The sequence below is a fragment of the Arcobacter sp. AHV-9/2010 genome (assembly GCF_004116575.1).
Classification (GTDB): domain Bacteria; phylum Campylobacterota; class Campylobacteria; order Campylobacterales; family Arcobacteraceae; genus Aliarcobacter; species Aliarcobacter skirrowii.
Genome location: NZ_PDKH01000005.1, coordinates 20,076 through 45,217 on the forward strand (window position 1 = coordinate 20,076; position 25,142 = coordinate 45,217).

Annotated in this window: 29 protein-coding genes; 7 read left to right on the forward strand and 22 right to left on the reverse strand. The window is 26.9% G+C overall.

Translation table 11 applies throughout. The features are described 5' to 3' along the window. Nucleotides 1-3 precede the first annotated feature (3 nt). The 7 genes from CRU94_RS07935 to aroB form a co-directional block, all read right to left on the reverse strand. Complete coding sequence (locus CRU94_RS07935) at nucleotides 4-270, reverse strand: hypothetical protein (protein WP_129106250.1); 267 nt, start codon at nucleotides 268-270, stop codon at nucleotides 4-6. Between the two features lie 240 nt (nucleotides 271-510). Beyond that, nucleotides 511-1,038 (reverse strand): molybdopterin adenylyltransferase, encoded by a 528-nt coding sequence (mog, locus tag CRU94_RS07940; protein WP_258237432.1) that lies wholly within the window; start codon nucleotides 1,036-1,038, stop codon nucleotides 511-513. Beyond that, nucleotides 1,035-1,553: a pimelyl-ACP methyl ester esterase BioV gene (gene bioV / locus CRU94_RS07945; protein WP_129106252.1), complete on the reverse strand. Its 519-nt coding sequence runs from the start codon at nucleotides 1,551-1,553 to the stop codon at nucleotides 1,035-1,037. The genes mog and bioV overlap by 4 nt, the downstream gene beginning before the upstream one ends. Next, nucleotides 1,537-3,006, reverse strand: a complete 1,470-nt coding sequence (locus CRU94_RS07950) for an AAA family ATPase (protein WP_129106253.1) — start codon at nucleotides 3,004-3,006, stop codon at nucleotides 1,537-1,539. Before CRU94_RS07950 ends, bioV begins: the two co-directional genes overlap by 17 nt. Then, a complete protein-coding gene (mtaB, locus tag CRU94_RS07955; RefSeq protein ID WP_129106254.1) occupies nucleotides 2,987-4,255 on the reverse strand; it encodes a tRNA (N(6)-L-threonylcarbamoyladenosine(37)-C(2))-methylthiotransferase MtaB in 1,269 nt (422 codons plus the stop codon). The genes CRU94_RS07950 and mtaB overlap by 20 nt, the downstream gene beginning before the upstream one ends. Continuing rightward, nucleotides 4,245-5,861 (reverse strand): mechanosensitive ion channel family protein, encoded by a 1,617-nt coding sequence (locus CRU94_RS07960; RefSeq protein ID WP_129106255.1) that lies wholly within the window; start codon nucleotides 5,859-5,861, stop codon nucleotides 4,245-4,247. Before CRU94_RS07960 ends, mtaB begins: the two co-directional genes overlap by 11 nt. Next, nucleotides 5,858-6,895, reverse strand: coding sequence for a 3-dehydroquinate synthase (gene aroB / locus CRU94_RS07965; protein ID WP_129106256.1), 1,038 nt, complete (start codon nucleotides 6,893-6,895; stop codon nucleotides 5,858-5,860). Before aroB ends, CRU94_RS07960 begins: the two co-directional genes overlap by 4 nt. 109 nt (nucleotides 6,896-7,004) lie before the next feature. Here aroB and CRU94_RS07970 point away from each other — a divergent pair, with 109 nt between their 5' ends. Next, nucleotides 7,005-7,496, forward strand: coding sequence for a SixA phosphatase family protein (locus CRU94_RS07970; protein WP_129106257.1), 492 nt, complete (start codon nucleotides 7,005-7,007; stop codon nucleotides 7,494-7,496). Nucleotide 7,497: 1 nt separating this feature from the next. Here CRU94_RS07970 and CRU94_RS07975 read toward each other — a convergent pair whose 3' ends face one another. From CRU94_RS07975 to CRU94_RS08000, 6 genes are read right to left on the reverse strand one after another with little or no spacing between them, the layout of a single operon-like run. After that, the gene (locus CRU94_RS07975; RefSeq protein WP_129106258.1) at nucleotides 7,498-8,457 is read right to left on the reverse strand and encodes a FecCD family ABC transporter permease; all 960 of its coding nucleotides are present in this window, start codon (nucleotides 8,455-8,457) and stop codon (nucleotides 7,498-7,500) included. Continuing rightward, nucleotides 8,454-9,155 (reverse strand): ATP-binding cassette domain-containing protein, encoded by a 702-nt coding sequence (locus CRU94_RS07980; protein ID WP_129106259.1) that lies wholly within the window; start codon nucleotides 9,153-9,155, stop codon nucleotides 8,454-8,456. The genes CRU94_RS07975 and CRU94_RS07980 overlap by 4 nt, the downstream gene beginning before the upstream one ends. Then, on the reverse strand, nucleotides 9,130-9,975 hold the full coding sequence (locus CRU94_RS07985; protein ID WP_129106260.1) for an ABC transporter substrate-binding protein: 846 nt from the start codon (nucleotides 9,973-9,975) through the stop codon (nucleotides 9,130-9,132). The genes CRU94_RS07980 and CRU94_RS07985 overlap by 26 nt, the downstream gene beginning before the upstream one ends. 1 nt (nucleotide 9,976) lies before the next feature. Further along, on the reverse strand, nucleotides 9,977-11,821 hold the full coding sequence (locus CRU94_RS07990; protein ID WP_129106261.1) for a TonB-dependent receptor plug domain-containing protein: 1,845 nt from the start codon (nucleotides 11,819-11,821) through the stop codon (nucleotides 9,977-9,979). 14 nt (nucleotides 11,822-11,835) lie between these two features. After that, on the reverse strand, nucleotides 11,836-12,015 hold the full coding sequence (locus CRU94_RS07995) for a hypothetical protein (protein ID WP_129106262.1): 180 nt from the start codon (nucleotides 12,013-12,015) through the stop codon (nucleotides 11,836-11,838). 33 nt (nucleotides 12,016-12,048) lie between these two features. Beyond that, a complete protein-coding gene (locus tag CRU94_RS08000) occupies nucleotides 12,049-12,771 on the reverse strand; it encodes a sulfite exporter TauE/SafE family protein (protein WP_129106263.1) in 723 nt (240 codons plus the stop codon). Between the two features lie 331 nt (nucleotides 12,772-13,102). Here CRU94_RS08000 and CRU94_RS08005 point away from each other — a divergent pair, with 331 nt between their 5' ends. Together CRU94_RS08005 and CRU94_RS08010 are read left to right on the forward strand one after the other, a co-directional pair. After that, nucleotides 13,103-13,813, forward strand: a complete 711-nt coding sequence (locus CRU94_RS08005) for a hypothetical protein (RefSeq protein WP_129106264.1) — start codon at nucleotides 13,103-13,105, stop codon at nucleotides 13,811-13,813. Nucleotides 13,814-13,855: 42 nt separating this feature from the next. Further along, on the forward strand, nucleotides 13,856-14,281 hold the full coding sequence (locus CRU94_RS08010) for a tail fiber protein (protein WP_258237436.1): 426 nt from the start codon (nucleotides 13,856-13,858) through the stop codon (nucleotides 14,279-14,281). A 44-nt stretch (nucleotides 14,282-14,325) separates the two neighbouring features. On the opposite strand, the gene CRU94_RS08015 is transcribed toward CRU94_RS08010, so the two are convergent. The 5 genes from CRU94_RS08015 to CRU94_RS08035 all read right to left on the reverse strand — a co-directional run bounded on the left by CRU94_RS08015 (nucleotide 14,326) and on the right by CRU94_RS08035 (nucleotide 18,011). Beyond that, complete coding sequence (locus CRU94_RS08015; protein WP_129106266.1) at nucleotides 14,326-15,072, reverse strand: hypothetical protein; 747 nt, start codon at nucleotides 15,070-15,072, stop codon at nucleotides 14,326-14,328. Nucleotides 15,073-15,135: 63 nt separating this feature from the next. Next, nucleotides 15,136-16,347: a DNA cytosine methyltransferase gene (locus CRU94_RS08020; protein WP_129106267.1), complete on the reverse strand. Its 1,212-nt coding sequence runs from the start codon at nucleotides 16,345-16,347 to the stop codon at nucleotides 15,136-15,138. Between the two features lie 328 nt (nucleotides 16,348-16,675). Beyond that, nucleotides 16,676-17,122, reverse strand: coding sequence for a hypothetical protein (locus CRU94_RS08025; protein ID WP_129106268.1), 447 nt, complete (start codon nucleotides 17,120-17,122; stop codon nucleotides 16,676-16,678). Next, nucleotides 17,119-17,304, reverse strand: coding sequence for a hypothetical protein (locus tag CRU94_RS08030; RefSeq protein ID WP_129106269.1), 186 nt, complete (start codon nucleotides 17,302-17,304; stop codon nucleotides 17,119-17,121). The genes CRU94_RS08025 and CRU94_RS08030 overlap by 4 nt, the downstream gene beginning before the upstream one ends. A gap of 317 nt (nucleotides 17,305-17,621) precedes the next feature. Then, complete coding sequence (locus tag CRU94_RS08035) at nucleotides 17,622-18,011, reverse strand: replication initiation protein (protein WP_129106270.1); 390 nt, start codon at nucleotides 18,009-18,011, stop codon at nucleotides 17,622-17,624. Between the two features lie 503 nt (nucleotides 18,012-18,514). Here CRU94_RS08035 and CRU94_RS08040 point away from each other — a divergent pair. Continuing rightward, complete coding sequence (locus tag CRU94_RS08040) at nucleotides 18,515-19,141, forward strand: HAD family hydrolase (protein ID WP_129106271.1); 627 nt, start codon at nucleotides 18,515-18,517, stop codon at nucleotides 19,139-19,141. Here CRU94_RS08040 and CRU94_RS08045 read toward each other — a convergent pair. Next, entirely contained in the window at nucleotides 19,136-19,810 is a 675-nt protein-coding gene (locus CRU94_RS08045; protein ID WP_129106272.1) for a pseudouridine synthase, read from the reverse strand. The two genes, CRU94_RS08040 and CRU94_RS08045, sit on opposite strands and share 6 nt — an antisense overlap. Nucleotides 19,811-19,862: 52 nt before the next feature. On the opposite strand from CRU94_RS08045, the gene aat reads away from it, so the two are divergent. Then, the gene (gene aat / locus CRU94_RS08050) at nucleotides 19,863-20,525 is read left to right on the forward strand and encodes a leucyl/phenylalanyl-tRNA--protein transferase (protein WP_129106273.1); all 663 of its coding nucleotides are present in this window, start codon (nucleotides 19,863-19,865) and stop codon (nucleotides 20,523-20,525) included. Nucleotides 20,526-20,537: 12 nt separating this feature from the next. Here the strand turns inward: aat and CRU94_RS08055 are convergent, their stop codons facing one another. From CRU94_RS08055 to CRU94_RS09735, 3 genes are all read right to left on the reverse strand, one after another. After that, nucleotides 20,538-21,953: a 4Fe-4S binding protein gene (locus tag CRU94_RS08055; RefSeq protein ID WP_129106274.1), complete on the reverse strand. Its 1,416-nt coding sequence runs from the start codon at nucleotides 21,951-21,953 to the stop codon at nucleotides 20,538-20,540. 11 nt (nucleotides 21,954-21,964) lie between these two features. Beyond that, on the reverse strand, nucleotides 21,965-24,046 hold the full coding sequence (locus CRU94_RS08060; RefSeq protein WP_129106275.1) for a TonB-dependent receptor: 2,082 nt from the start codon (nucleotides 24,044-24,046) through the stop codon (nucleotides 21,965-21,967). A gap of 66 nt (nucleotides 24,047-24,112) precedes the next feature. Continuing rightward, nucleotides 24,113-24,217, reverse strand: coding sequence for a DUF393 domain-containing protein (locus CRU94_RS09735; RefSeq protein ID WP_258237433.1), 105 nt, complete (start codon nucleotides 24,215-24,217; stop codon nucleotides 24,113-24,115). 76 nt (nucleotides 24,218-24,293) lie between these two features. Between CRU94_RS09735 and CRU94_RS08065 the strand changes: the two genes are divergently transcribed. Beyond that, nucleotides 24,294-24,671, forward strand: coding sequence for a DUF302 domain-containing protein (locus CRU94_RS08065; RefSeq protein WP_129106276.1), 378 nt, complete (start codon nucleotides 24,294-24,296; stop codon nucleotides 24,669-24,671). Continuing rightward, nucleotides 24,671-25,138 (forward strand): DUF2721 domain-containing protein, encoded by a 468-nt coding sequence (locus CRU94_RS08070; RefSeq protein WP_258237434.1) that lies wholly within the window; start codon nucleotides 24,671-24,673, stop codon nucleotides 25,136-25,138. The genes CRU94_RS08065 and CRU94_RS08070 overlap by 1 nt, the downstream gene beginning before the upstream one ends. The last annotated feature ends 4 nt before the right edge of the window (nucleotides 25,139-25,142 follow it).

A 25,142-nucleotide genomic window follows, 5' to 3' on the forward strand; every position in this document is an offset into this window, starting at 1 on the left:
AAGCTAAAGATTTTTTCTTGCCCATAATTCAAAAGCTCTATCAGGAATAAAATAAACTCCATCCTCTTTATCAATATACTCTTTTGCAAAAAGTTGAGTTAAAGATGATTGCATAGATGGTCTTGATATATTTTCTTCTCTTAATATCTTTTCTGAAAATAGCTCTTTACTATATTTTGCTAAAAGCTTAAATGCTTTTTTTTGATTTGTACTAAAAAATTCAAAAAGAGATTTATAGTGATCATTTTTTAGCATAATTGTAAATATCATTTATATCTAAAGGCTTTAATGAAAATGGTGTAGCCATAGAATATAGTGGTGCTTTATATGCAAATAATGAGTTTAAAAGAGTCTTCAATAAGCTCATCAAAACTTAAAGCTTTTGTAATTGCTCTTATTCCCATCTCACCTGTTTGTGGATCAAATGTAGGTTCAACTATATTTTTTGCGATTAATTTGAAACATTTTTTAGCACTAGATTTTCTAACACTTCATTTAAATACTTTACTATTATTTTTTTGGTCTAAAAGCTTTTATAATCTCTTCATTTGTCTCTAAATATGGACCTTCCATCAAATCAATACAGTATGGAATTGCTGGAAATACAGCATCAAGGCACTCTTTTATTGATTTTGGTTTTCCTGGAAGATTTACTATTAAAGAGCTTCCTCTAAGTCCTGCTGTTTGTCTTGACAAAATTGCTGTTGGAACATATTGTAAACTTACACTTCTCATAAGCTCTCCAAATCCTGGCATCATTCTATCACACACAGCTTCAGTTGCTTCTGGAGTTACATCTCTTAAGGCTGGTCCTGTTCCTCCTGTTGTTACAACCAAACAGCACTTTTGATTATCTATTAAATCTATTAAAGTCTCTTCAATAGTAGATTTATCATCACTAATACATCTATAAACCTCTTGCCAAGGAGATTTTAAATAACTATTTAAAGTATCAATTATAGCCTTTCCTGATAAATCCTCATAAATTCCAGCACTAGCTCTATCACTTGTTGTAATTATTCCAATTTTTGCAATCATAATAAATGTCCTTTATCTTTAAAATAGTAAACAGTTGCAAACTCTTTAAAAAACTCTTTTGCAGCTAAACTATCAATTATTTTATCGTTTCCACCAATAAAAACCTCTATTTTAATACCTTTTTTTATCAACTCTTCTAAATCTTCTTTGCTCCATTTAAAATTTAAAAGTTCATTTAACTCTTCGAAACTTCCTTTTTTAAAGAAGTTTTCTATACTTTTTGTTGATTTATCTTTCAGATTTTCTAAAAAATTTTTGATATAAGCATCTTCATCTTTTTTAAAAAACATAAGTTGCATTCTTTTAAACTTCTCATCTTTTGTTTGAAAAAATGCAGGTGAAAAAAGTTGAAGTTTATCAACTCTTTTTTCACTATTTTTTACATATAAAAATGCTTTAATAGCACCATATGAAAATCCACTTACAACAAAATCACCATCTTGTAAATACTCTTCAAAAAGCGAAGATTCATTAAAAAAACAAAATCCACTAAAAAAATTATTGTAAATCTTCAAGTGTAATTACCTCATTTTTAAGCATAATCTCTTTTAATTTTTCAATTTTTTCAATATTTTGAGATAATGTTGCTCTTAGCTCATCTTTAATCGATACTATTAACTCATTTGCATTTAGAGCCATTTTGTACTCTTCTACTATTTTAGAAGCTAAATCATATGCTTTTTTCAAATCATCATTTGATACAAAATATTTTTCATTTTTTAGTAGCTCTAATCCAATAGTTCCAGCTAAATCAATTTTTATACTATTTTTTAACTCTTTAAATGATGGGAAAACAGAGCTATCTTTTAAAACACCCTCATCTAAAAGTGCAACTTTTCTATTTGCAATAAATGCCTTACAAGCTTGATAAATTGCTAAAATCTCTTTTTGACTATCATCTAATATTCTTATTTGTTTTTTACCAAACTCTAGTTTATTTTTAGCTATTTGAATATCATCTTCAATAAGTTCAACCCTACTCTCTTTTATCATACTTAAAAGTGCTTCATTTACAAGTGTTGAAAGTGATGCTGAGTTAAATCCAGCTGTTTGATTTACCAAATTATCTAAATTTATATTGTGTCTTATATCTTTTAAATATAACTCCAAAATCTTTCTTCTATCTTCAATATTTGGAAGCCCAACATATAATCTTCTATCAAATCTTCCAGCTCTTAAAAGTGCATCATCCAAAACCTCTATTTTGTTTGTTGCAGCAATTACAATTACACCACTCTCTCCATCAAATCCATCCATTTGAGTTAAAAGTTCATTTAAAGTTGACTCTCTCTCATCATTTGATTTTCCGCTTCGCATCTTTCCAACAGCATCAATCTCATCTATAAATACAATTGATGGAGCATTTAATTTTGCACTTGTAAATAGCTCTCGCACCTTTTTTGCACCCATTCCAACATAAATATGTACAAAACTAGCTCCACTTTGATAGAAAAATGGAACATTTGCCTCTCCTGCAACTGCTCTTGCAATTAGAGTTTTTCCAACTCCTGGAGGTCCTACAAGAAGAACTCCTTTTGGAAGTTTTACCTTAAATTTTTGATATTTTTTAGGATTATTTAAAAAATCAACAATCTCTTCAAGCTCCTCTTTTATCTCTTTAATACCAGCAACATCTTTAAAAGTGATATTTGATTTTACAGGTTCAATAGATATTTCACTTGATGCTTTTTCATGACTTTTTTTAAGTTCACTATCAAAACTACTCTCTACACTTTTTCCTTTTTTCTTTAAAAAGTAATCTCTTATTTTATCTTGGTTTGCTCTTATAATAAAAGATAAAATAAGTAAAATAAATAAAAACCCCAAACCAACATAGTATGAAATACCTTGAATGTTTGAACTACTTTTATAAATAGTATAAACAAAAAGTACTAGCAATGCAATTGCTGACATAATCATAAGCTTAAAATTTTTATCAATACTTTTATTATTTGAATCTTGCTTCATTTTTATTATCCTTTACTAAATAATCATCTAAATATAACCAATCTCCAACTAAATCTTCACTGCTTGAAATCTCAACTTGATTAAAAAATTGATCAAAGCCTAAATATTTTCCATTTTTTTCTTGCTCAACTAAAACTTCTAGTTTTGATTTATTGTTTTTTCTAAACTCATAATTTTTTTTCTTAATTATCTCTACAAGCTCAATATATCTATCTTTTGCTACATCGCCTTTTACCATATCTTTCATAGAAGCACTTGGTGTTCCATCTCTTTTTGAGTATGTAAATGCGTGAACATGAGTTAGTGGAAAATTATGTAGATTTTTCATAGCTTCACTCCAAATAGCTTCACTCTCTCCTGGATGTCCAACTATAAAATCAGTTCCCAAAGCATAGCCATTTTGGCTTAAAAACTCAAAAAGCTCTAAATCACTTAAAACTCTGTTTCGTCTATTCATAATTTTTAACATCTCTTTTGAAGTGTGTTGAAGTGCAATATGAAGATGTTTTGCCATAAAAGGCTCATTTATAAGCTCTTTAAACTCATCATCAATTTGAATAGGCTCAATACTTCCCATTCTAATTCGCTTAACACCTTTTATTTGTGACATTTTTTTTAGAAGTTTTGCTAGTGAAGTGTGCATTTTTTTACCATAGCTTCCTACATTTGTACCTGTTAAAATAAACTCACTAAAACCATTTTGTGCCAAAGTTTGCACTTGATTTAAAATAACACTCTCTTCATAACTTCTAGCATCCCCTCTTACATGTGGAATTATGCAATATGAACATCTAAAATCACAACCCTCTTGGATTTTTATAAACGCCCTACTTTTTCCAACAAACTCTTCAACAATAGTTTTATCCAAAGATTTTAAATCACCCTGTTCAAAAAATCTCTCATCTTTTTTAAGTAGTTCATTGATATTCTCTTTTAAACTAGCTCCAAATAAAGCATCAATCTTATTCTCACTAAATAGTTTCTCACCTTTAGTTCTAGTTCCACAACCTGTAAAGATTACTTTTGGAGAGTTTTCAAGTTTTTTAAGTCCATTTATATAGCTTCTAGCAGTCGTATCAGCACTATTTGTAACAGTACATGAGTTTATTACAACAATATTTGCTTCACTCTCATCTTGTGTTACATCAAAATCTTTTAGATTGCTAATCATAACTTGTGTATCAAAAATATTTGTTCTACAACCAAATGTTTTAAAAAATACTTTTGGTCTATTTGTACTAAATTTCATCTTCAATTATCTCTTTTAATCTTGATGGTCCATAAGCTTTATTTGTTTGATTTATATTTATTTGTTGCGTTGGATATGCAATATTTATATCATCCTCTTTCATAAATGCATCTAAAATCTCTGTGCTTATTGTACTTCTTAAAACCAAAGCAGCAAAAGAGTTTGTAAGATACCAACCTGATATTACAACTCCATAAGGCTCTATAAATGTAAATACTCTTGGCTCTACTCCAGTTGCTCGTAATTGATACTTATTTCTCATTTTTGATAGCTGTTTTCTTGTAATATCACTATAACCTTTTGAGTAGTGTTTTAAAATCTCTCTAATGATTTTTTGAGCTTTTTTATGGTTTGAATCAAAAGTTAAAGTTATATCTATACCATCCCAAACAGTTTTTAATTCACTATGACTATAGTTTGCAATTAGCTCTGAAAATATATAGTTATTTGGAACAAAAAATATTCTTCCAGCTCTTCTATTTTTCATATAAGATACTAAAGTAACATCCTCTTTAACTGTGATTTTAAATAGTGAAATATCTAAAACATCTCCAACAGTCTCAACATCTCCTTTTGTAACTCTAATTCTATCTCCAACTTGAATAAATCCAGAAGTTACAATAACCATCCAACCAAAAATTGACATAAACCAATCTTTTAGTGCAATTGCAATACCAGCAGATGCAAATCCAAGGATTGTTACAAGATAAGCAACATTATCAATATATGAAAATAGTAAAACAATAACAATTAATAAAACTAAAGTAAAATTTATAACCTTGTTTACAATATAGTAGTTTTCACTTTGTAAAAAATATTTTTTTAAAGCTAGTTTTACTAAAAAAGTTACAACAAAAAATATAAAAATTATTAGTAAAATATCTAATATCTTTTCAACTTGTTGAGATATTTGATTTTTTGTCTCTAAAATAACTTGCTCAACTTTTCTATCATAAACCTCAGAAGATGTTCCAACAATATCTAAAACTATCTCAAAATCTCTTATTTGTTTTGTTAAAAAGTTTATCTTTTCTTCATACAAAGGTTTTGAATCCAATAAATATATTTGATTATAAAGCTCTTCTTCCTCTTTTAAACTCTTTATTAAATCAATTAATTGAAGCTCCAATTTTGTAAATTGATCTCTATTACTCTCTATTATTTTAATATTTGACAAAGCTCCAATTATTCCAAATGGATTTGTAATCTTTTCAATAGCTCCAATATCAGGTGGATTTATTAAGCCTCCAATAGGAGATCCTCTATACTCACCAATTAATTCAAGTTCATTCTCTTTTACTCTTATTTTATTTAGTAGTTGATACTCTTGTTCATCATTAAACTTCTTTTTACTTTTTAAACTATCTTTTAAAATATCTAATTCATTTGCGATTTTACTATATGAAAGATAGTTTGAATATCTTTTTATAAGAATATTATCTTTGTATGAGTTTTGAATTTTTAATATCTTATCCAGTAGGATATTTTGCTCAACTAAGTTTTCAATCTCTAAAATAGGCTCACTACTATTCTCAACTTTAAGCTCTTGTGATGCAAAAAGAGTTATTGATAAAAAAACTATTAGTGTAATTACTCTATTAATCACTTAAATTCCTTTAAAACTTCAATTACATCCTCTTTTTTTATCTCATCTGTAATTTTGCAATCACCTATTTCAATAGGAACTATAAACTTTATTTTACTATTGCTTGATTTTTTATCCAAATAAAAATGCTCATAAAAATCTTCTACATTATCTATTTTAAATCTTGTTGGAATATTATACTTTTCAAGCAAATTTTTTACTCTTTGTTCATTTTCTCTACTCATAATTCCTAGTTTTACAGCTAAAGCATTTGCCATGCACATACCAATTCCCACAGCTTCACCATGAAGATAAGTTTTGTAGTTTGTAAGATTCTCTATTACATGCCCAAATGTGTGCCCATAGTTTAATGCAGCTCTTAATCCTTGCTCTTTTTCATCTTGCGAAACAACCCAAGCTTTTGTTTGAACAGATTTTTGAATTGCTATATCTATATTTTTTTCATCATTTAAATCACTATTTTCAAGCCAAGAGAAAAACTCACTATTAAAACATACAGCCATTTTAATAATCTCTGCAACTCCAGCACCAAACTCTCTTTTTGGTAAAGTTTTTAGAAAAGTTGAATCAATATAAACAGCTTTTGGTTGATGAAAAGTTCCTACAAGGTTTTTTCCATATTTGTTGTTTATTCCAGTTTTTCCACCAACACTTGCATCAACTTGAGATAAAAGTGTAGTTGGAATTTGAATAAAATCAACTCCTCTTTGATAAATTGAAGCTGCAAATCCCGTCATATCTCCAATAACTCCACCACCAAATGCTACAAGCAAAGATTTTCTATTAAGTTTTGCTTCAAAACAAGACTCTAAAATCATCTCTAAAGTTTTCATATTTTTATACTCTTCACCATCAGGAATTGTACAAAAGCTAAGCTCTTTTGCACTTAACTTTGATTTTAAATACTCTAAGTGAAAACTACTAACAGTTGGATTTGTAACAACAACAACTTTTCTATCAAAGTATATATCTTTTAATCTCTCTATAAATATCTCATATGAGTTACTATTTCCAAGCTCTATTTTTACTATCATTTTTAAATCCATATTAATTAATTAAGCATATATAATAGCTAAAATTAGCTAAGAAAAGGCTTTTACAGTACTTTTTAGATATAATATTTTTTATTTTTTAGGATATAAAATGAGAGAATTAATTTTAATTAGACATGCAAAATCTGACTGGTCAAATCCACTTTTAGATGATTTTGATAGACCACTTAATAAAAGAGGTTCAAAAAATGCTCCTTTTATGGCAAAAATATTAAAAAAAGAGATACAAAAACCAGATTTAATAATCTCTTCACCATCAAGAAGAACAAAACTAACTTTAGAGCATTTTTTAAAAGAGTTTGAGTACAAAGGTGAAGTTATTTTTGAAAAATCAATTTATGAAGCACCTTATCTTAATCTTTTAAATGTTATAAAAAATATTGATGATAGATATAAAACTATTTTTTTAATAGGTCACAATCCAGGACTAAATGATTTAATAAATTTTTTATTAGGAAGTTTTGAAGATAATATTCCTACAAGTGGAGTTTTAAAAATAGATTTTGATACAAACTCTTGGAAAAATATCTCAAAAGATAGTTCAAAACTAATCTTTTTTAAATATCCAAAGATGTTTGAATAATCTATTTTGTACTATTTTTTCTAATAAGCAAATAAACAAAAAATGGAGCTCCAATAAAAGCTGTCACAACTCCAATTGGAAGGGCTGAAGATGTTGGTATTACTCTTGAGATTAGATCACAAAATACCAAAAAAACTCCACCAAAAAATATTATTGGAAAAAATAGCTTTGTATATGTCTGCTTATATATTAATTTTACTATATGCGGAATCACAAGTCCCACAAATCCAATTGGTCCTGTAAAACTTATACAAACACCAACGCTTAAGCTAACAACTATTAAAAGAGTTAAAACTGTTTTATTTATATTTAATCCCTTCAAAAATGCAACATCATTTGATATTAACAAAAGATTGATTTTGTGTTTAAAGCTATAAATTATAAAAATAAAAATAGTTGCTGTAATAAAAACCACTAAAGATGGCATATAACCAACAACATCTAAACTTCCAAGAGTAAATCTTACAATTGAGTAGTTCTCTTGAAGATTACTTAGATAAAAAACAAGCATTAAAGCTGAACCATAAAAATATGATAAAGCGATTCCAATTAGTAAAATTGAGTTTGTTGAGCTTATTGCTCTTTTTTTGTTTAGTGATTTTGTAATTAAAAATAGAATTAAAATTGTAAAAATTGAGCCAAAAATACTTGAAAAAAATAGTGGAATAAAAGGTAAAAAAACTATTGATAAACTTGTAAAAAGTGTAGTTCCACTTGCAATTCCTAAAGTATATGGAGTGATTAACTCATTTTTAAAAACAATTTGAAAGATAAGTCCACCCAAAGCTAAGATTGAGCCAACAAAAAATGCCAAAATAACTCTAGGAACTCTTAAATCCCAAAAAACCATATTTAAACTATCTTCTAAAGAAAAAATTGAAGATATTTCAATATTTACTTCACCCAAAAAAGGTGAAATAAAAATTAAAATTAGTGAAAAAATATATAAAAAAAGTTTCATAAATCTACCACCAAATGACTATTTTCAACTCTTAAGCTATCGTTGTAAAACTCTTTTAATCTCTCTTTAGAAAAAAACTCTTCATGGTTTCCATAAAATTTTAAAACTCCAGCTTCTAAATATAGCACCTTATAGTTTTTGAGTGCATAAGCAAAATCAAGATTATGAGTAATTATGATTTTTTGTTTTAAATAGTTTGAATTTAAAATCAAAAAAACATCTCTTAATCTTTTTATATCCAAATTTGCCATAAGCTCATCAAAAATTGTGATTTTTGCATCATGCAAAATTGCACTTGCCAATAAAACAAGCTGTTTTTCTCCAGAGCTTAAACTTGAACATGAGCTATTTTTTATATGATTTATCTTTAAAATATTTATAATATTTTCAATCTCCTCATCGCTTCTATTTTCAATTGTTGAGAGTTTTAAATACTCTAAAACAGTCATATACTCATCAAATATCTCAAAACTACTTGGAATATAGTTTATTAGTTTTGCTCTTTGAATTCCAGATAGTTTTGAGATATTTTTTTCATTAAAAAATAGATTATTTGAAGATATTATGGAGCTTAAAACCTTTGCTAAAGTTGATTTTCCAGCTCCATTTTCACCTAAAATCAACAGATTTTCATTGCTTTTTAGCAAAAAACTTATATCTTTTAAAATAAAATTACTGTAATTTTTTAGTTCTAACATCTTCTAAAATCTCTCTAAAATCATCTATTAAATATTGTACTCTATGGCTTGAAATTCCTGAGTATGTTTTATCTATTATATAGATATTCTCTTTTTTACTTGCATTTACTGGCAAATTTTTCCAAAGATTTAACATATCATCTTTTTGTTTATCACTTTTTAAATATGGAGCTAAAAGTATAATAATATCTGGATTTAGAACTATTAACTTCTCACTATTTATTGCAGGTTGTGATTTTAAGCTTGATTGATAGGCATTTTTATTTCCACTTTTTTTTATAATATCTTCAAAATATATGTAGTTGTTTGTTACATATATTTGATTAGAGAGTGTGCTTTGAGGACTAATTACAATTAAAATTTTTTGATTTTCTACTATATTTTCAATATTTTTTAAACTATTTTCTATATTTTGATTTAAAGTTTTTGCTTGTAATTGTCTATTGAAAACATCTCCTAAATCTTTGATTGCAAATTTAATATCATCTAAACTATCTGTTTTATAAACTAAAGTTTTAAATCCAAGAGATTTTAGTGAGCTATTTAATTTTTTATCATAATTTTGATTTATTATAATGCTTGGATTTAAGTTTACAACTTTTTCCAAGCTAACACTACCATATCCTCCAACTTTTTCAATACTTTTAGATATTTCTGGATAATCACAAAAATCTGTGTTTGCAATAATATTATTGCCTAAACCCAAAGCAAAAACTATCTCATTTACAGCAGGACTTAGAGTAATAATTTTTTCATTTGCACTTAAAATATTTAAAAAAGAGATATTAAAAAAAATTAGAAAATATAGTAGTTTTTTCATCTTAGAAACTAGCCTTTATACCTAAATATGCTGCTCTTTGACTTGTAGCATATCCATCAACTATTTGATAATCTTTGTTGAAAATATTATCAAGTTTAAGATAAGTAGAGAAGTTTTTACTAATATCATAATCAACTACTGCATTCCAGATTGTATAGTTTCCTGTCTTTGTTTTTTTAGTGCTACTAAGATAATTTACACTCTCTCTGCTTCCAATATATTCACCATTTATATTAAAGTGAAAATCTTTTAAACCATAATAATCAACTCCAAAATTAAACTTATTTGTTGGTCTATTTAAAAGTCCATTCCCATTTTCATCTTTTGTGCTTAAGTTTGTATATGAAAGATTTAAAAATGTATCTTCGATAACTTCATTTTTATAAGCTATTTCAGTACCTTTTATTTTACTTGTACCATGCATTTGTTCATAAGACCAAGTACTATAATTATAATCTATTATATTTTTTATTTTAGTATTAAAGTAAGTAATAGAAAAACCTTTATACTCAATGCTTATATCATAAGATTTTGTTTTTTCTGGTTGCAAAGTATCATTTCCAGCCCAAACATCATGTAGTTGATATAAATTTGGTACATTGTATCCAGTTCCATAATTTGAACTAATATTTAAATCATCTATTATATATTGTTTAATTCCTATTTTTCCAGTTGTTTTATTTTCAAAATCGCTGTATCTATCATATCTTAAAGCTTGTGTAAAGATAGTTTTATCATCAAAAAACTTATTTGTATTTGTAATAAAAATTCCTTTATTATTGTAGTTTTTAACTCTACTTTCATTTGTAGAATCTTCAACTATTTTTTTATCTTCAAATTTTTTATAATCAGCTCCCAAAGTTACATTTGAAGAGTTTAAATAATCTATGCTTGTATTTAATCCATACTCTTTTACAATACCTTTATAATCTGGTGTCTGATTGTTTGTAGAAGTTCTTTTTATCTCTGTAAAATTTGTATATAATTTTGTAAGAGCTATATCATTTCTATTTTCATAAGTAATATTTGCTAAATGAGTTTTATTTTTTGTAGAGTCTTTATTGTTTGGATCTTTGCTGAAAAAATCATCTATATCAACTTTTGTATCAATTATTTCATATGAAGTTGAGACTCTATTATTTTCATCAAAGTTATATCCAAGTTTTATATTTGCACTTGTATTTTCATAGCCATCTTTTTCATATTTTTTTGCATCAGAACTTTTGTTTGGAGAAATAGCTGAAAATCCATCTGTATCAACTCTAGTTGCACTAAGTTTTGCATCAAAATTTTCATTTTTATGAGAAATATTTGCACGAGCTATTTTACTATTGTATCTTCCATATTCAACAGTTGCATTTCCATGCGTTCCATTTTGTGAAGACTTTGTTATGATATTTATAACCCCAGCACTAGCATCTGCACCCCAAATACTACTTTGTGCACCTTTAATAACTTCAATTCTTTCAATATCATTTATCATTAAATGTTCAATATTTGCACTACCTTTTGGAGTTGTAATATCGTTATATCTTACTCCATCAATTAAAACTAAAGTTCTATTAGAGTCCATTCCTCTTAAATATACAGAACTAGTTTGACCTATTCCACCATTACTTGAAATAGAAACTCCTGAAAGAGAATTTAAAGCTTCAATTACTGTTTTAAACTTTCTAGCTTCAATATCTTCTGATGTTATAACATCAACATTGGCTGTAATATCTTTTAATTTTTGCTCTGATTTTGTAGCACTTGTAACTGTGATTGTCTCTAAAGTAGTTGTTTGTGAGTATAAATTTGTTGCTAATAAAAAGCTTGCAACTAAGCTTATATTTGTTTTTTTCATTTTGTACCTTTTTTCTAATTATTATTTATTAAATCTGTTTTGATTGGTTTTAGCTCTATATTTAAAAGCTTCATATGTATATTTGGTAGTTTTCTTAAATATTCAATTAGTTTTGAATAAAAAATATGCAATTTTTCAAAACATGTTGATATTAAAATACCAAAAAAGCTAAAATATTTTTTTGCTCGTCTCATCTTCTCTCCTTTCTTAAAATTTAAATATTTTTACTATTTTGTATTAATATGATGATTATGTTCACTATTCGTAGTTTGATTTTTTAGAAGAGTAAAACCATTGTAAGCTGTATATAGTCCAAATAAAATAACTAAAATTGATGCAATTTTCATAGATATATCTCTAAAGCTTGATTGTTTAAATAATCCCGCAAAAAAACCTACAAAAAATAGTGCAAATATTGTAGTTACTCCAAAAATAAACATTACCATTGCACCATAAAAAGCGCTTCCAGTACTTGCTGCCATAATTGCAAACATATATACAAAGCCGCAAGGTAAAAAGCCGTTTAAAACTCCAATTAAATAGAAACTAAGTTTTGAATTACTTCCTAAAACTTTTTTAAATAGTTTTTGATAAAAAGGAGATTTTGAAAAGGTTTGCTCTAAAATTGTTAAAAATTTTATTTTTCCCATTAGTGAAAAACCAATAAGTATCATTAGTAATCCAGTTATAAAAAACAAAAATCCTTTTGAAGTTGTAGAAAAAGATAGAACTGAACCCAAATATCCAAATATAAAACCTAAAAATGTATAGGTGCTTACTCTTCCAAAATTATATAAAAGATGCATAAGTGCTTGTCTTTTTTTACTATCGTTGCTATTTATTTTTACGCTTGAGTATGCCAAAACAATTCCACCACACATTCCAATACAGTGCCCAAAAGAGCCAATAAAAGCAATACTTATTATAGATATTATACTAATTGTTTCCATTAAGCTCCTGTGTTTTAGAAAATTAAAGCTTTTATTATATATTTTTTGGCATAAAAAAAGGCTTTACAGAGGGAAACTTTTTACCCTTAAAATTGAACGTTTTTTTTGGTTATACAACACTTTTTCTTAGTTTTACTATAAAAAAATTGAGACAAATACCACATGTAAGCTTAATATTTAATATGTTCCACTTTTTGACCACTTTTGATAAACCGTAAAATCGGAAGGCAATAAAAAGGGGTGGAAAAATCGTAACAAAAATTTAAAGGAAAGTGGTAAAAAATTTTTGTTTAAAATTAATGTAATTAATTTTAAAAGGATAAATATGGGAATGAGTTATATATTAAGTTTAATCGCTGGGATTGCAATGACTGTATTGCTGGGAATACAAGTTGCACCAAGTGTAATAGAAGGACTAAAAGTAAAAAAAACGCAAACACAAACGATAAACAATCAAGAAGTTATCTTTGAAGCAATTAAAAGATACACAACAATAAAACAAGTTGCTCCAACTTCAATACAAGATTTAATAGATGCTGGTTATTTAGAAGCAAATGTTAATAATAATGGATTTGGTGAAGAATATATTATTAATGTTGATAAAGCTTTAGGTGTAGCAACAATTACAACAACAATAGAAGATCCAAAAGTGCAAGAAGCTTTTTTAAATTCTTTTAATTCTATGTCTAAACCAATTTGTACTGGTACTATTGTTGATGGGGTATGTTCTTCAAATGAATTTAAAACAACTTTTGTAATACCAAATGAAGTAATGCATGGAAATGCTTTATTAATGACTGGTATTCCAATTCAAGCTACTCCACCAGATAGTAATATTAATAAATATTGGTGTGATACAAGTAGTGGAAAAGCTACTTTAAAAATATATGATGGTACTAATTGGGTGGAAGTTAATTTAGGCAGATCTGGTAATAGCATACCAATACAAAATACTCCACCTGATCCAACAAAATATTCTTATTGGTATGATTCAAGTGTTGTAGGTAAGCTTACTTTAAAAGCATTTGTTGGTAGTATATAGGAAAAAGTTCAAGAAGATAGTAGCACGCCATCTGGTTCTATCATAGCATTTGCTGGTGTAGCAGCAAAAATACCCGAAGGTTATCTATTATGTAATGGTCAAGAAGTAAGTAGAATAACATATAAAGATTTGTTTGATGTAATAGGTACAACTTATGGTTCTAGTAGTTCAACAACTTTTAAAGTACCAGATTTAAGGGGTGAGTTTATAAGAGGTTTTGATAATGGTCGTGTGGTTGATAGTGGAAGAGTAATAGGTAGTAACCAACTTGATGAATTTAAAAGCCATAGACATAATTTCAACTATAATCCTGGTTATGGGTATGGTCCTTCTTGGGGTCCCGATTCTACTCTTGCACAAGCTACATATTCATGGAATGTTTATATGAACGATAGTGCTCATACGAATGCAGGTGGAGTTGAAACAAGACCAAGAAACATAGCAATGAACTACCTTATTAAATATTAAAAAAAACTTCTATTTTTTATGGAATAATATTCCCATATTTATTATTAAATCATAGATTGAATAAATTGTAATTTACTTAAATATTCAGTGTTCATAGAATTATTAAAATATATAACTTTAACTCTATTTTGGTTAGACAACAATTTAAATGTTGGATTTGCACTAAAGTTATATCTAACTTTTCCCCGATTTTTACCAGCTTTCAAAACACTACTTCCATATATAGGTTCCAATTGTCCGTTAGGCATAGAAAGAAGATTAATATTCAATATATTTAGATTATCAGCTTCATAAAGTATTGTTACAAAGAATGTAAGACAAACTTTTTCTAAAGATGTTTCAAAATTATAATATTTTGGTAATGCAGGATTATACATTCTCACAGGATTGAATGAAGTACCATTACTTTTTCTTATTTCAGAAGCATAAGAATTTTGATTTTCACCAACAAAAATAGAAGTTGTATAATCACCTATATTATCAGTTTGAACAGTTTTTAAATCAATATGTATAAATGCATCTTCTACTTCAAAAAACATATCAGCACCAACGGGTGCAGAATTTGGTTGCCCAATACCTTTTCCATTAAATAAAGAATAAATAATTCTTTCAGCGCCTACTGCAAAATCAGAAATTGCTTGACCATTTCCATATCTAGTTTGCCAATCATTTCTAATTAATTCTTTTGTCTGAAATCCATACATCATTTCATCTTCTACATATTTTAGAAAATGATAAAACTTATTTAGATATTTACACTCTAATTGTTCAATTTGAATATCCGTTAGCATCTTTCCCCTATCAATTAATATTAATTAATAGTAGTGTTTTAAAAGCTAAATTTGCCTGAAATATTATTTGTTTTGTAAACTCTTTTTTATTTCAGTTGCAACTAATTTAGCTAATAAAGGAGGAACAGCATTACCTACTTGTCTATGTTGGCTAGATAAACTTCCTAAGAATACAAAATTATCAGGAAAAGTTTGTATTCTTGCACATTCCCTTACAGATAATCTTCTATGTTTATTTGGATGAATTTCAGGTGTAGAAGCAGTTATTGTATCACTTGGTGTTTCCCAATTTGAAATTCTTAATGATTGTTCAAACTTTATTTCTTTTTCAACAAATTCCGTAACTTGCTTATCATATTTATTACAGAAACCTAATAATTTTTTCAATTCCCACCAGTCAGAAGGTTTTGGTATAGAACCAGATTTATTATCTTTTCTAAACCAATGTCCAGCAGTATGTGCATAACCAAAGTGCTCATCTATTTTTTTAGTACTTAAACCTTTTTTATTTCTCCAATATTTTAGATAATCACAAATTTCAGCTTGATCTACTTTATATTTTCTTCCCCAAAATTTACTACTAACATTCGTGTATGCAATATGATTATAAATTTCTTTTGTTTTTAACTTAATTTTTTGATCTGTATTTCTTTCAACAGTTTCAATATTATATAGTTCTTCTAAAACTTCTTTTGCTGCAATATGTTTATTTCCTTTGCCATCATATTTTTCATGATGAATATGAGTTTGCTCAGGAAAAATTATAGGTTTATTTATTCTATTACCTATTATTATAACCCTTTCTCTTTGTTGTGGAACACCATAATCTGCACTATTTAAAAGTCTAGCTTCAAGGTTATATCCTAATTCTTTAAAGTCACTTTTAATTAATTCAAAAACCTTTCCATTATGCAAAGATAGTATACCTTTTACATTTTCTGCAACAAAATATTTAGGTTCTTTATCTTTGATTACTCTTAGCATTTCTCTATATAAAAAATTTCTTTCATCTTCTATTGATCTTTTATTATTTGCTACTGAAAATCCTTGACAAGGAAAGCCACCTATAATAACGTCAATTTCACCTTTTTCATAAGGAATTTCTTCACTTTTTATTTTAATAATATCTCCATGAACAATATGATTTCCGATATTATGAGAATAAGTTCTAGTTGCATCTAAATCAAAATCATTAGCCCATACTATTTCAAAACCAGATTCAATAAAACCTAAGTCCATTCCTCCAGCACCAGAAAATAAAGATATAACTTTCATATTACCCTTTTAAAGTTTTTAATGGAGATTGTATCTAATCTTTTATGAATGCTCAATGAAGTTAATCTAAATATTTAAAATTAAAATATTATATAAATTTGCTTAGAAATAAAAAGAAGTTTAGGGGATTTTTAAGGGGTTTACTCCTAAACTTACGAAGAACCTACACTTTAGTGTAGGTCTAGTAAGTAAATTTCAATTAAAAGGGTATATCGAAAAAATCAACTTATAACTTATAGACTATTGTCCGCTTATAGATAGTCTATAATTACAAACTTCGCAATTGCACCAACTTAGAGTCCTATGTATTAGAACTTACAGAGCTTGGCTAGGCTCTAAAAGTATCTAGAAATGTTTTTTCTCTATCTTTGAAGTAGTTGTCAAGATTCCTTTTTAGTGGTTTATTACACAACTCTCTCAAATATAAAATCTCATTAAAAACTAAATTAAAATCTTGAGTTTCTTTTTTTCGTGAATTGATATAAATAATATCAACTACACTTGCATCATCTCCATTTTGATTTAAAAAGTATCTATATCTTTTTATAAATTTCTCTTCTAATATTTCTAGTTCTTTGGAAATAAAATCTACTTTTGTAGTAGATTGTTTTTTGAGTACTGGAGATTTTACTTTTACTTTTTTTAAAGATAGTTCTTCATAAATTAGTTTTGTGTTCTCATTATTTAGAACAAAATTTTTAAAGTACTCAAAATTATAATTTATACTAAAATCGAATTTTACGAGTTTTACCTCAAAATCATTTTTCTTGTTCACAAAAAATGAAGTCTAAAAAGTTTTTCGATACTGCAAACATTTATATCACTCTCAAAAAAGATTGCTAGTGTTTTGTTTATTAGCTCATACTCTTTAAAATCTATATCTTTGTCGTTTAGTTTAAAACAAATTTGAAACTTATCTTTTGAAGTTTGAACTATGTATGTAGGTTTTATGTTCAAACTTTTAATAAGATTTGCTAAATTGCTTAGAGGTGCTAGGATTGTCAAAATCAAAGATTAGAGCATTTATATGGCTTACATTCCCTTTTGTCTTTGTTGGGTGCTTATAGTTGTTTAAAGTGCATTCTATTAATGGTTTGAAACTATTTGAAGTAAAATAAACACTATAAGTTGTGTTCTTACTTTTTATCAGGTTCAACTTTTGAGAAAAAGAGCTTATATTGTGGTGATAATTTTGTGCTCTCTTCGTTTTGTGGTCTATTAGAGTGATGAAGAAGTAATCTTCATCAGTGAAATATGATTTTAGGAAGTCTAGGCTATTGGTCATTGTCGCTAACTCTCATAGTCTTAAGTGAACTTCTTAGTGATTGTGTTTCTATTGGTGATGGTGTTAGTTTTTGTTTATCTTTTACACTTAATTTATTTTCTTTTTTGTTGTATTGGATTGTAAATTCAAAGCTTTTAAATTGTCTTGATTCTTTGATAGCTTCAAAATTAAAAGATAAGTCTGTTTTCTCTTTTAGTTCTTTTTTAATAGATTTTATTAATCTAATTAAATTCCCATTTTTATATGATTGTGGAATATTTAAAAGAGTTTTTAATTCTTCTATTTCCTGGAATGAGCTTTTAAGGTAGTCTATAGCATTTGCTTTTGTTTGTAGTTCTGTTGTATTGAAAATATCTCTAGCTTTAAATTCTAGCAACATCCTTGATACTTTAACTTGTTTTAGGTTCAAACACTTTATTAAAATAATCTTAAATCTTTTTAATCCAATTTTTTCTTATAGCTCACTTGGTATTGATTTTATAAACTCTTGCTTTGACATAAATATCCCTTACGAATGTTTATATTCAGTTTTAAGCAACACAATTTGTTGAATTCCACTTTTTGACCACTTTTTTAAAATTATTTTCAAAAAGAAATGTTAGAAAGCTTGATTTTATGGTAGTTTACGAGAAAAAAGGCATAAAAAAAGGCTTTACAGAGGGAAAAACTGTAAAGCCATATAAAATTAAATTCATTTCAAAAAAAGTATAGGATACCAAAAAATTGTATCAATTTTGTAGGAGGATCTAATACAGATACCCTATGAGTGAAATTATAAACAAAGAAATATTAAAATAAGATAAAATCTGTCCTATTTAACATTAAATTATTACTAACTTTAAAACTATATAATACAAAATTTATTTAAAAGGATAAAATTTTATGAAAATGATAATTTTTGATATGGACGGAACACTTGTAGATAGTGGGTCTTCTATTGCAAATTGTATAAACTATGTAAGAAGTCATCTAGGACTTGAACCTATGGATAAAAACTTTATTTTAGAAAATGTAAATGATATAAATATAAATAGTGCAGAATTTTTTTATAATAGCAAAACATTTACTCCAAAAGTTACAGAACTTTTTGAAGATTTTTATAGTAAAAATTGTCTTGTAGATTTACATTTATATGATGGAGTTAAAGAGTTACTAGATGATTTAAAAGGTGAGTTTAAATTTAGTGTTGCAACAAATGCAAACTCAGATTATGCTAAAAAAATGCTAGGTCATCTTGAAATTGATAGATATTTCAACTCAATTTTGGGTTACAACGATGTATCAGCTCCTAAACCAAAGCCAGATATGATAAATAGAATTTTAGATTTAAATAGCATAAAAAAAGAGAATGCTCAGCTTTTTGGAGACTCTACAAAAGATACAATAGCTGCATTTAATGCTGGAGTTGATGGAGTTTTAGTAAATTGGGGATTTTCAAACCACGATGATGGTGCAATTTCAAATATAGATGAGTTAAGAAGAGAGATTGAAAAGAAGTTTAGATTATAAATCTATAATCTTAAACTCACCCTCTTTTAAATCTTCAACACTAAAACCAGCAAACTCTAATCTATGAAGTTTTACAACTCTGTTTCCTGTGTATGCAAACATTCTTTTTACTTGATGATACTTGCCCTCAACTATTTCTAAATGAACTAAATTTGGGTTAATAATTTTTAAAAATGCTGGTTTTAAGGCTTTATCTTCACCATTTAAAATAATAGTTCCACTTTCAAAAAGCTCTTGTTCATCACCTCTTAATGGATTTTTTAAAGTTACTTCATAAACTTTTTTTACATCTTTTTTAGGACTTGTTAGTTTATGATTTAGCTCTCCATCATCAGTTAAAAGAATAGCTCCTGTTGTATCCATATCAAGTCTTCCAATAGTTGAAATCTTTGGATTTCTATCTTGCCATCTTAGTGGAAGAAGTGAATATATTAGTTTTCCAGCATCACTGTGAGAACAGATAACTCCACTTGGTTTGTTCATTAAAATTGTAAGTTTTTGGCTATCAAGTTTTTCACCATTTATAAATATATCTTTATGCTCTGCTTTTATACTTGGATTAAAAACTCTCTTATTTAAAATAGAAACCTCATTTTGTTTCATAAACTTTCTAGCTTCACTTCTACTACAATAACCCAAACTTGATAAATATGCTTCAATTCTCTTCATTTTTCTTCCTTTAAATGCGGGATATTAACATAATTTTGACTAAAATTCCCAAATGGAATTACTTGATAAAAAAAATAAAATTTGGCTACTTGATGATGAGGATTTTAATTTTCCAACATTAAAAGATATGAAAGATGATTTAGTTGCAATTGGTGGAAATTTTCATCCTCAAAGATTAATAAATGCCTATTCAAATGGACTTTTCCCTTGGTTTATTGATGATTTAGGATATATTCACTGGTTTTGTCCACAAAAAAGAATGGTTTTAAGACCAGATGAGATGAAGGTATCTAAAACTCTTAAAAAATCTATTTTTAATAGAGGTTTTGAAGTAAAATCAAATACAAATTTCATAGAAGTTATACAAAATTGTTCAAATGTAAAAAGAAAACATGAAAATGATACTTGGATTGATGAGAATTTTATAAAAGCATATACTTTATTGCATAATTTAGATTTTGCAAACTCTATTGAAGTTTATTTAGATGGAAAGCTTGTTGGTGGATTGTATGGAGTTCTTATAAACAATGTTTTTTGTGGAGAGAGTATGTTTTCACTTGTAAATGATGCTTCAAAGGTTGCCTTTTATCATCTTTGCCAGTGGGCTAGTAAAAATGATATAAAACTTATAGATTGTCAAGTTTATAACCCTCATTTAGCCTCTCTTGGAGCTTATGAGATAAGTAGAGAGGAGTATTTAAAAATTTTAAATTAACTCCTCTTTTTACTATTTTTTATGATTCATATGGTTATGTGAATTAATTTTCCCGTAAGTATCAAATATATAAACCTTATAAAAATTGAGACTCATATAAAAGATTATAAGTGCAGATGCAAATGGAAAAGCTAATATTTTTAAATATCTTTTAGTCTCTATTAATTTTAATCTATTTACCATAATAATAAATGCCCAAATATATCCTATATGTGTAAAAATATTAAAAATATGTACCCAATCATCTCTTCTACTTGCAAGTGGTTTCATATTCTCAAATCCTAAATTAAAAGCTTGATTAAATCCATTTACAATATTTGAAGCATAAGAGTAAAAGAAAAACTCTCCAATATGAGACAATCCACCAATTATAAATAAAGGTGCAAAAGCATATCCTAAAGTATAAAAAGTGTTTGAAAAATCAACTTTCATTATTTTTGAGGCTATAAATATTCCTACAACACTTAAAAATATTGAAATTATTACTGCATATAAAAAAGCAAATAAACCAACAGTATCAATTCCTCCAAAATTTATTATAGTTTCAAAATATCTAGCTGTTTTAACCCAAAAAAACTCTTCAACTATTGCACTTCTTCCTAAAGAGTGGTGAAAATTCATAGTAATACTAATAGCTGCTGTTAATAAAATCAAAGCCCAAACCTCAGCTTTTGAATTTTTAAATCTATGAAAAAGTGTATTTGATGGTTTTGTAAATTTAAAAGCTACACTCTCACACTCTCTTGCACAATCCATACATAAAGTACAATCTTCCATAGAGTTTTTTTTCTCAAATGTAAATGGTTTTAAGTTATAACTACAAACTTTTGCACAATCAAAAGTTCTACAGCTTTGACACTCTTGTTTATAAGTTTGTAATTTTGTAAAACCAACTTTTGAATATACTTTTGTAATAGTTCCAATTGGGCAAATATATTTACAATATGACATTTCATCATAAAGATAATAAAAAATCGATGCAATAATTGTCATAATAAAAAACAACATTGCAGTTGCATATGGTGTTTTAAAAAATTGTGGAAACATATAATATACAAACCACCAAGCAAAAAATAGTAGTAATAACCCAATAAATGGATTTGCTAACTTACTTGGTATTTTCTTTTTTAAACCAAATTTTGTGATATATTTTCCAATAAACCCATGAGGACAAACTCCACAAAAAACTCTACCAAAAGTAGCTAAGGTTGTAACCATAAAAAATGGCCAAAACAATCCCCAAAAAAGTGCTGTTGTAAATATATTATTCTCTTTTGTAGGATTTACAAATCCAAAATAAATGGCATAGAAAAATAGAAACAATACAGATAATTGAACTGTTCTGTGAAAAATTTTATTTTTAAATATTATATTTAAAATTGGCATTCCAAAAATATCATTTTTATCTCTTTTTATAAACTTTATCATATCTATATTCCTTAAAACTTATAACTATATGTAAGCATTGTCATTCTAGGACTTGCTGCTTTATATGAAACTCTTGAACCTGTATCTTTAGAAGCTTCAGAAGCGTAATATTTGTCAAATAAGTTATTTACATTTAATTGAATATTGTGATCTTTAAACTCATAACCAAGCATCAAATCTGTAATAAAATCATAACCTTCATACTTTTGCGTATTTGCATTATCCATGTAGTAACTTCCAAAAGTTCTTGTTGTTAATCTTGTTTTAAAACCATTTTGCTTATATGCCAAATATAGAGCATATTGATTTTCTGGAATTGATGGTAGATAATTTCCATCTCTTGAAACTAAATTCGCCCCTACTTTCTCATTAAACTTATCAAATTTAAATTTGCTATAAGCATAAGAGCCACCAATTTCAAGATTTGATGTTAAATCATAAGATAGATTAAACTCTAAGCCTTTTTTATTAGTTTTTCCTGCATTATCATATATTGAGTTACCACTTGCATCTTTAATTTGTATAATCTCATCATCTACATAGTTTTGATATAAAGCTAAATCATAAGATAGATTGTTTGTTCTTGTTTTTACTCCAACTTCATAATTTGTACTAGATGATTTTTTTAAATCACTTGTTTCATCTAACTCACTTGTAGTTGGAGCTTGATTAGCAAATGCAACAGAAGCATAAATATTTGTAAAATCACTTATTGCATAACTAGTTCCAAGTTTTGATGATAAAAGTGTAAAAGAGTTTTCAATTTTATAATCTCCTTGTCCTGATGTATATTTACCTGTTGAATAATTATATTTCGATATCTCATTCCCTTCTATATCAAATTTTAATTTATCAACTCTTGTACTAATATCAAAACCTAAATCATCATTTACTTTAAAACTCTCCATTAAATATATACCATATAAAATAGTTTTAGAGTCTTCAATATTTGCTAAACTACCTTTCTCATTTGATAATGTTTTACTAATTCTTTCACCCGAACCTGTAGAATAATAATCTCTATACTCATACTTCTTAGCATCTTTTGTTCTATCCATTTTTAAAGTTAATCCACCAACAAGCATTGCATCTTGTTTAAATAGATTATGTGATAAATTAAACTCCAAATCTGTTCCAAAAACTTTATTATCATCACTATCATTAATCAATCCTGTAACTGGATGAAAATGCTCCCAAGAGTTAAAATATAATCTTGGTTTTAATAATAAATCTCCAATCTCTTTTTCATATTTACTGCTAAATGAGAATATCTTAGAGTCTCTAGCACTATTTTGCCAAATGTATGAAGTATTATGTTGCTCTCCACTTCTTTTAAACTCATCAAACTCAGCTTGATTCATAGAAGCTGGAAGATTTAAATTTGATTCTGTATAAGATAGTTCATTCTCTATTGATGAGTAATCTTTAAATATATGTCCATATTTTAAAGTTGCTTGAGTAGTATCAAACTCATTATTATCTCTCCATGAGTTATCAATTTTTCTTTTACTAAGAGTTAATGATACAAAATTATTCTCATCAAGTTTTTCTCTTAATTTAATATTCACATTTCTTTGATTCTCATTTCCAACACCAAATTTTATACGATTTTTATCCTCTTCAAATACTGATTTTGTAATAAGCTGAATTACTCCACCAGTTGAATTAATTGCATTTATTGAACCAGGTCCTTTTTGAACCTCAATACTTGAAACATCTTGCATATCTATAAAATCAAATCTTGTAAATGAATCTGGATCTGTCATGGGAATTCCATCTTTCATAACCATTATCTCTCTTACACCAAATCTAGCTTTTAATCCAGCACCTCTAATAATTAATTTTGGACTAGGACTATTTGAAGTTGATTCTGCTATTACTCCAGGAATTGTTTGTAGTGCATCTTGAACATTTAAGATATTTTTATCTTCTATTGTTTTTTCATCAACAACAGCAATACTTTCACTAATATCTTTTGTTGCTTTTTCATATTTTGTAGCTGTTACAGAAACTGTATCTAAAGATATTCTATCTTCTGCAACTATATTTGAATGTAAAAGAATACATGCAAATATTGAGTATTTTAATCTCATAAATTCTATCCTTTATAAAAATTTATGAGATTATTTCAAAGCTCTGTTAATTTACTGTTAAAACTTCTAAATATTAGATTTTATTTTTAAATAGTTTACATAAGAGTTGCAAAATGGGCACTCTTTATCAAAATAAACCTCTATTTTCTCTTTTTTATTTTCATTAATCATAAAAACAATACTATCTAAATATCAATTTATAACCCTTTATTAGTTATACTTTTACAAAAATTTAAAAGGTTAAAATATGCAATATATAGAAGTTTCAAATAAAAGTGTAGATGAAGTTGTAGAGAGTTTAAAACAAATAGCACCAAAATATAGTTTTGGAGTTCAACATGTACACAATATTAAAGAAACACTAAATTCAAAAGGAAAAGAGCTAAATGAGAATTGTCAAGTAGTTGATATTTGTAATCCAAACTATGCAGAAAAGTTTTTAAATGGTGATATTACAATATCTTGTATACTGCCTTGCAAAATTGCTGTTTATACAAAAGATGGTGAAACAAATATAGCTTTAAACTCTTTTACTCAACTAATAGATGATGTAAATCCAGACTTTATAGAGCTTGCCTTAGAGGCACAAAAAGAGATTTTAAAAATTATTGATGAAGCAAAATAGTGATAACATCAGTTGAAATAGACTCAATTACAAATATGATTCAACTATCAGTTGCACCTGTTTTTTTGCTTGCAGGTGTTGCTGGAATTTTGAATCTATTTTCTACAAGACTTATTAGAATCATAGATAAAGTCGATAGACTTGATAAATTTGAACAAGAACAAAAATCTTTAAATAATATGAGTAGTGATTTAAAAAATATGATTAAAGCTAGAAGAGATTTTTTAACAATGAGAATGAATAACACAAATTTAGCTATATTTTTTGGAACAACAACTGGACTTTTGATTGCACTTGTAATTATTACAATATTTTTAAGCTCATTTTTCCATTTTGAATACACTATTTCTATAGCTATTTTATTCATTTTAGCAATGTGCTCTTTAGTTATCTCTTTGATTCTATTTTTGAAAGAGCTCTTTTACACAACAAAATTTATAAATAACAAAGAGAGCTATATTCCATAAAATG